The sequence below is a fragment of the Promicromonospora sp. NPDC057488 genome, from assembly GCF_042802395.1.
GTDB lineage: Bacteria > Actinomycetota > Actinomycetes > Actinomycetales > Cellulomonadaceae > Promicromonospora.
The window spans coordinates 1-7171 of record NZ_JBHVEG010000250.1; the positions used below are offsets into that span (position 1 = coordinate 1).

The following is a 7171-nucleotide window of genomic DNA, read 5'->3' on the forward strand; positions in this document are numbered from 1 at the left end:
TGGCGAGATAGAACTCTGGCGTACCCCCTGATCAGGAGGTACGCCAGAGTTCTATCTCGCCACAGTTCTACTTCGGCAGCTTGACGTCGGTCCAGGTGAGGCGGTGGTCGCTGCTCGGGAACGGGTAGACGCCCGTCAGCCGGGACAGCGGGTCGGCCGCGGCCGGCCAGAACACGCCGGCGTCCCGGACCCGCAGGTCGCGCGACGGGAGCACGTAGTCGACGCGGAGGTTGCCCGGCGTCGTGTCGGCGAAGTCGGCCGTGTCGAGCGCCGGGTCGCCCAGGTGCGTCAGGTTCGCGCCGGCCTGCAGCGCCGAGGCCTCGGCCGCGCCCGCCGACGTCGGCCGCGGGTCGGTGATCCGCGGGTGCCGCAGGAGCTGGTCGATCGCGGGAGCGCCGTCGGCGCCCGTGGCCGAGTCGCCGTCGAGCGGGTCGGCGTTGTAGTCGCCCACGATCACGAACGACGAGCCGGGGCGCAGCCCGCCGCGCCGGCCCTCGTCGTCGTAGACGTACCTGGCGGTGCGGCCGCCGCGCACGTAGTCGGCCCAGAACCGGATCTCGTCGTGGTTGCGCAGGCCGTTGCGGTCCTCCGCCCCGTCGAACGACGGCGGGGTCGGGTGCGCCGCGAGCACGTGCACCGTCTCGCGGCCCACGCGGACCGGCACGTCCCAGTGCGACTTGGACGAGAGCGGCAGCACGGCGAGCTCCTCGGCGGAGTACCAGTCGGCCGGGGCCTCCGTGGCGGGGTCGTCCGGCAGCAGGGCGCCGGGCATGTCCTGCCACCTGAAGTCCTGGAACGTGCGGACGTCGCGGTGCTGGATCGGGTACTTGGACAGCACCACCATGCCGTACTGCCCCGGGAACAGCCCGAAGCCGAGCGCGTCGTCCCCGCCCCCGACGGTGCCGTCGTTGTTCAGGTCGAACCCGCTCGGGACGCCCGTGTTCGACGGCGCCACGAAGGCGTACGGGTACTCGACCGGCTCGCCCGTGCCCTGCGGCACCTCGAGGTAGTTCTCGCGGAACAGGTCGGCGGCGGCGTACGGGTCGGCGTCGCCGGAGTAGTCGAACTCGTTGAGCAGCACGACGTCCGGGTTCGCGTGCTGGATGACCTCGGCCACGGTGGCCGCCTGGACGTCGTCGCCCGTGGCCAGGTCGGCGACGAGCTCGCCCTTCGTCGCGCGGTTCAGCGACAGGTTGTAGGTCGCGGCGCGCAGCGTCCGGTGCTTGCCGTGGTCCCGGTCCCGGTCCTGGTCGTGCTTGGCCGACGTCGCCGCGGCGGTGCCGTCCGGCGTCGTGCCCGCCGGCGTCGTGCCCGCCGAGGCCGTGCTCGCCGAGGCGAGGAAGGCCCCGGCCAGCAGGGCCGCCGCCGCGGCCGCGCCCGTCAGGCGCGAGGTGGTGCTGGCTCGCATGACTGCTCCTTCTTCGGGGTGTCGTGCGCGGGTGGTCCGCAGCGACACCGTAGGACGGCGCCCGCTCGCGCGGGTGAACGACGCGTGAACAGGGCCCCGTGTCGGGCCTCCGCGGGCCCCGGTACCGGCCGCCGTCGGCCGTAATCGAATCGTTGTCCGCTCGCCACCAGTACGGACGTTCGAGACGGTATTTTTCCGGGGCGGCCCGAGGTGGCCGCGGCGAGGGCGTCCGCCGTCGTGCCGAACCAAAAGGAAGAACTTGATGAACCGCACTGTCCGTACCGTCCGTCGTCCGGCCCGGCTGCTGGCCGCGGCGGCCGCAGCGGCCGTCTCGCTCACGATGCTCACCGGCTGCTCGGTCCTCGACGGCATCATGTCGAGCGGCGAGGCCCCGCGTGACGAGCCGGGCGGCGAGATCACCGCCTCGGCGGACGCGGACGCCTTCGACATCCTCAAGGGCGACTGCATCGACCTGGCTGCCCTGGACGGCTACGGCGAGACCGGGGAGGGCGAGGACTTCGAGGTCGAGTCGGTGCCCGTGGTGCCGTGCGCCGAGGAGCACACGGGCGAGGTCTACGCCGAGCTCATCATGGACGACGCCAAGTACCCGGGCGACGAGGCCATGTCGAAGAAGTTCGACGAGTGGTGCTACGACGAGTTCGAGAAGTTCGTCGGCGTCTCCTACGACGAGTCCGTCTACGGCTACACCGGCTTCTACCCGACCCAGGCCACCTGGGACCAGCTGAACGACCGCTCCCTGCAGTGCATCATCAGCTCCGAGGAGCCGTTCACCGGCAGCCTCAAGGGCGCCGCGAAGTAACTCCCGGCACGGTGTCGTGCGGCGTGGCGGTCCGGCGGGCCGCCACGCGCACGTCCACCCCGACCACCACCAGCGCGGCGAGCACGAAGCACGCCCCGACCAGGGGCACCGTGTCCACGCCCACCGTGGCGACCACCAGCGCGCCGAGCGCCGCGCCGCCGCCGATCCCGACGTTGAACACCGAGCTCGAGATCGCGGTCGCCGACTCGGTGGCCCCGGGGGCCACCTGCATGGACAGGAACGACAGGGCCGGCGGGATCGCGCTGAACGCGAGGCCGAACAGCGCCAGCCCGACCAGCGCGAGGGCCGGGACGTGGCCCAACGTCCAGAGCAGCACCAGCGCGCCGGTCAGCAGGCCGAGCGCCACGAGCACCGTCTGCCACGGCCGCCTGTCGAGCACCTGGCCGATCAGCAGCGTGCCCACCAGGCCCGCGGTGCCCTGGCCCAGCAGCAGCGCGCTGAGCCAGCGGTCCGGGAAACCGGCCGTCTCCAGCAGGAACTGGGTGACGAACGTGATCATCATGAACCCGCCGGTCACCAGCAGCACCGTGACCACCATGAGCACCACGAAGCGACGCATGCTGGGGTGGGTGCCGCGGGCCGTGCCGCTCTGCTCGGCGTCGACGTCCGGCATGGCGATCGCCATCGCGAGGCAGGCCAGCAGGCTCACCACGGAGAACACGAGGAACGCGGTGCGCCAGCCCGCCTGCTGGCCCACGAACGTGCCGAGCGGGACGCCGAGCAGCGGCGCGAGCGAGTTGCCGATGGCGAGCCGCGCGATCATCTTGCCGCGGACGGCGGGCGCGAACAGGCTCGCTGCGGCCGGCGTGACGACGGACCAGAACAGCGCCTGCCCCAGCGCGGTCACCATGCGCGCGGCCATCAGGTCCGCGTAGCCGGCGGCGACCGCCGACCACAGGGTGCCGACCGTGCAGACCGCCGTGGTCGCCGCGAGCACCCAGCGCCGCGGGAACCGGCGGGTCAGCCGCGAGAGCGGCAGCGACGCGAGCACCACGACGGCGGCGTAGGCCGTCACGAGCAGCCCCACCTCGGACGTGCTGCGGCCCAGGTCGGGGGCGATGAGGGTGAGCAGCCCGCCCGGCAGGTTCTCCGCCGTCACGAACGTGAAGGCGCTCACCGAGAGCGCGATCAGGGCGATGGCGGCGCGGCGCTGGTCGACCGGGGGCGCGGCGAACGAGGCCGCAGCGGCAGGGCTGTTCGCGGTCATGGGGATCTCCGGCTGGGTCGACGGGCGTGGGGCTCACCCGGACGACGAACCGGTCCGGCGGACAGCGACCAAAATACGCGCCCTCGAACCGATTCTACGAGCCCATTCCTGGCATACGTCATGAACCAGAACTGTGTCCTAGGCAACATTGTCGTAATATTTCCCTGGTTTCCTCCTCCGTGGACAAAGGTGTCCAGCAGGTCCGGGAGCCCCGTACGCACCACCTCCTCGCTCCCGGACGTAGCTCTCTTCACGGAGGAAACATGAATCGACGTATCTGTGCAGTCGGTGCGGGAGCAGCCCTGCTGCTGTCGGCCGCCGTCGTACCGATCACCGCTTCCGCGGCACCGCCGGTCGAGGAGCCGCCACAGCAGGCGGCGCCCGCCAAGGAGGACAACCGCCCCGACGCACTCGCCGAGAAGCAGACGGAGAAGCGGCAGACCGCCGTCGACATGGTCGCGACCGGCCAGGCCAAGGTCGAGACCCGCGGCAAGGGCAAGCACAAGTCGAAGGTCGTCGAGATCTCGCCGCGCGAGTACGTCGAGTACGGCGTCGAGGAGACCGCGCAGCTCTTCAGCATCCTGGTCGACTTCGGCGACCAGGCCGACGAGCGCTACCCGGACGCGACGGCGGGTCCGGCGCACAACGAGATCCCGGAGCCCGCGCGGAACGACAACTCCACCTACTGGGAGTCCGACTTCTCGCGCGAGCACTACCAGGAGATGTTCTTCACCGGCCTGGAGGACCAGGACGGCGAGTCGTTCGCCGGCGTCTACGACGAGATGTCGTCGGGCCGGTTCGACCTCCAGGGCGACGTGTCCGACTGGGTGACCGTGCCGTACAGCACGGCCTCCTACGGCACCACGGAGTCCGGCACGGACATGACGCGGTTCATCCAGGACACCGCGGACGCCTGGTACGACCAGCAGGTCGCCGCGGGCAAGACCGCCGAGGAGATCGACGCGTACCTGCAGTCGTTCGACGTCTGGGACCGCTACGACCTGGACGGCGACGGCATCACCGCCGAGCCCGACGGCTACATCGACCACTTCCAGGCGATCCACGCCGGCGAGGGCGAGGAGGCCGGCGCGCCCGAGGAGGCCATCTGGTCGCACCGCTGGTCGGTCAACCAGGGCGGCCTCGGCACGGACGGCCCGGCCGACTACCCGAAGGTCGGCGGCATCAAGATCGGTGACTCCGACATCTGGATCCGCGACTACACCACGGAGCCGGAGAACGGCGGCCTGGGTGTGTTCGCCCACGAGTTCGGCCACGACCTCGGCCTGCCCGACTACTACGACACCGCGGGCGGCGAGAACGGCACCGGCTACTGGAACCTCATGAGCTCCGGCTCGTGGATGGGCCACGGCGACGGCACCATCGGCACCACGCCCAACCACATGGGCGCCACCGAGAAGCTCTTCCTGGGCTGGCTCGACTACGAGACGGTGGAGCCGGGCGAGACCGAGCGCATCAAGCTCGGCCCGTCGTTCCACGCCACGACGCGTGCGCAGGCCGCGATCGTGAACCTGCCGGACGGCGTCGAGCAGCTCGACCTGGGCGCGGAGTACGGCATCGAGCCGTTCGACGGCGAGTTCGTCTACTCCGGCACGGGCAACGACCTGAACAACACGATCACCTCGCCGTCGTTCACCGTGCCGGACGGCGCCTCGCTCACCGCCAAGGTGCAGTACGACATCGAGGTGGACTTCGACTACGCGTTCGCCGAGGTCTCGACGGACGGCGGCACCACCTGGACCGCCCTGTCGAACAACCTGTCGACGGACGAGGACCCGAACGGCACCAACCCCGGCGCCGGCATCACCGGTAGCTCGGACGGCGCCTGGGTGGACCTGACCGCCGACCTGGCGGACTACGCCGGCCAGACGGCGTCGGTCCGGTTCCGCTACTCGAGCGACGGCGGCACCAACGAGGCCGGCATCGCGATCGACGACGTCGCCGTGGGCGACGCCCTGAGCGCGGACTTCACGGACACGTCCGACTGGACCGTCGACGGCTTCGTGCCGGTCGGCGCCGACGGCACCTACGAGGTCACCTACCAGCACTACTACGTGGCGGAGAACCGCGTCTACGGCGGATACGACGCGACTCTCAAGGAGGGCCCGTACAACTTCGGCTGGGGCTTCTCCAACAGCAACAAGGTGGAGCACTACCCGTACCAGGACGGCCTGCTGGTCTGGTACGTGAACAGCCTGTACGGCGACAACAACGTCTCCCAGCACCCGGGCGGCGGCCAGGCCCTGCCGGTCGACGCCCGCGCCAAGGCACTGAAGTGGTCGGACGGCACCATCGCCCGCAACCGCATCCAGTCCTTCGACGCCACGTTCGGCCTGCAGAAGACGGACGCGCTGTCGCTGCACCGTGAGGTGTCGGCCACGTCGCTGACCACGCTCAAGGTCGGCAAGCAGTGGCCGGTGTGGAAGTTCGACGACACCAACCCCGAGGCCTACTACGACCAGTCCAACCCGGGCCACTCGGTCAAGGTCGGCGGCACCGGCACCACGATCAAGGTGCTCACGGAGGACAGCAAGAAGGGCCACATGACCATCCAGGTCAACTGACCCCCTCCCGCCCCGCACGTGTCAGACGCTCAGTTCACCCCGGTGAACTGAGCGTCTGACCCGTTCCACGGGCACTACGCTCGAACGTATGACACACCTGCGATGGGGCATCCTGGCGGCCGGCGGGATCGCCGCGAGCTTCACATCAGACCTGAACGACAACGGCTTCACCGTGCAGGCGGTGGGGTCCAGAAACCTGGAGAAGGCCCGCGAGTTCGCCGACCGGTTCGGCATCCCGACGGCGCACGGCTCCTACGAGAACCTCGTGGCCGACCCCGGGGTCGACATCGTCTACGTGGCCACGCCGCACCCGTTCCACGCCGAGGCCGCCAAGCTCGTGCTGGAGGCTGGCAAGCATGTGCTGGTCGAGAAGCCGTTCACGCTCAACGCCGCCGAGGCGCGCGAGGTCGTGGAGCTCGCCGAGTCGAAGGGGCTCGTGGTCCTGGAGGCCATGTGGACCCGGTTCCTGCCGCACATGGCGCGCGTGCGCGAGATCATCGCGTCGGGCGTGCTCGGTGAGGTGCGCACCCTCATGGTGGACCACACCCAGGACCTGCCGGACGACCCGGCCCACCGCATCAACGACCTCGCCCTGGGCGGCGGCTCGCTGCTCGACCTGGGCATCTACCCGGTCTCGTTCGCCTGGGACCTGTTCGGCGAGCCGCTCACCGTGCAGTCGCACGCGACGTTCAAGGAGACGGGCGCGGACGCCACGGTCGCCACGATCTTCGGGTACGACGGCGCCCGGGTCGCCACGACCGTGTCGGCGTCCGACACCCGGGGCCCCAACCGGGCCTCGATCCTGGGCACCGAGGGCCGCATCGAGATCGACGCGACCTGGTACAACCCGTCGACGGTGCACGTCTTCGACGCCTCGGGGACCGAGGTGGAGACCTACAGCGCCGAGGTGACCGGGCGCGGCATGCACTTCCAGGCCGCCGAGGCCGAGCGCCTGGTCGCGGCCGGCGAGCTCGACAGCCCCCTGCTCCCGCGCGCGGAGACGGTGGCGATCATGGCCACGCTGGACACGATCCGCGAGCAGATCGGCCTCGAGTACCCGGGCGAGTGACCTGACCGTCCCTCCCCGTCTCCTTATATTCACTGGTTTCTTCGCTTTTTTCATTCTGATATCG

5 protein-coding genes are annotated in these 7171 nt (G+C 70.4%); 3 read left to right on the forward strand and 2 right to left on the reverse strand.

Annotated elements, in window-relative coordinates; translation table 11 throughout:
- Positions 1–67: 67 nt before the first annotated feature.
- On the reverse strand, positions 68–1408 hold the full coding sequence (locus ACFU5G_RS28205; RefSeq protein ID WP_377252131.1) for an endonuclease/exonuclease/phosphatase family protein: 1341 nt from the start codon (positions 1406–1408) through the stop codon (positions 68–70).
- Positions 1409–1670: 262 nt separating this feature from the next.
- Between ACFU5G_RS28205 and ACFU5G_RS28210 the strand changes: the two genes are divergently transcribed.
- Positions 1671–2228 (forward strand): septum formation family protein, encoded by a 558-nt coding sequence (locus tag ACFU5G_RS28210; RefSeq protein WP_377252133.1) that lies wholly within the window; start codon positions 1671–1673, stop codon positions 2226–2228.
- Here ACFU5G_RS28210 and ACFU5G_RS28215 read toward each other — a convergent pair.
- Positions 2209–3456, reverse strand: coding sequence for an MFS transporter (locus tag ACFU5G_RS28215; RefSeq protein WP_377252135.1), 1248 nt, complete (start codon positions 3454–3456; stop codon positions 2209–2211). The two genes, ACFU5G_RS28210 and ACFU5G_RS28215, sit on opposite strands and share 20 nt — an antisense overlap.
- 263 nt (positions 3457–3719) lie before the next feature.
- Between ACFU5G_RS28215 and ACFU5G_RS28220 the strand changes: the two genes are divergently transcribed.
- Positions 3720–6038, forward strand: a complete 2319-nt coding sequence (locus ACFU5G_RS28220; protein WP_377252137.1) for an immune inhibitor A domain-containing protein — start codon at positions 3720–3722, stop codon at positions 6036–6038.
- Between the two features lie 88 nt (positions 6039–6126).
- Positions 6127–7107 (forward strand): Gfo/Idh/MocA family protein, encoded by a 981-nt coding sequence (locus tag ACFU5G_RS28225; RefSeq protein ID WP_377252139.1) that lies wholly within the window; start codon positions 6127–6129, stop codon positions 7105–7107.
- Positions 7108–7171: the final 64 nt, after the last annotated feature.

Excerpts from the sequence above, each read along its gene's own strand:
- ACFU5G_RS28210 (WP_377252133.1), top strand. The coding sequence starts at position 1,671 with ATGAACCGCACTGTCCGTACCGTCCGTCGTCCGGCCCGGCTGCTGGCC.
- ACFU5G_RS28215 (WP_377252135.1), bottom strand. The coding sequence starts at position 3,456 with ATGACCGCGAACAGCCCTGCCGCTGCGGCCTCGTTCGCCGCGCCCCCG.
- ACFU5G_RS28220 (WP_377252137.1), top strand. The coding sequence starts at position 3,720 with ATGAATCGACGTATCTGTGCAGTCGGTGCGGGAGCAGCCCTGCTGCTG.
- ACFU5G_RS28205 (WP_377252131.1), bottom strand. The coding sequence starts at position 1,408 with ATGCGAGCCAGCACCACCTCGCGCCTGACGGGCGCGGCCGCGGCGGCG.
- ACFU5G_RS28225 (WP_377252139.1), top strand. The coding sequence starts at position 6,127 with ATGACACACCTGCGATGGGGCATCCTGGCGGCCGGCGGGATCGCCGCG.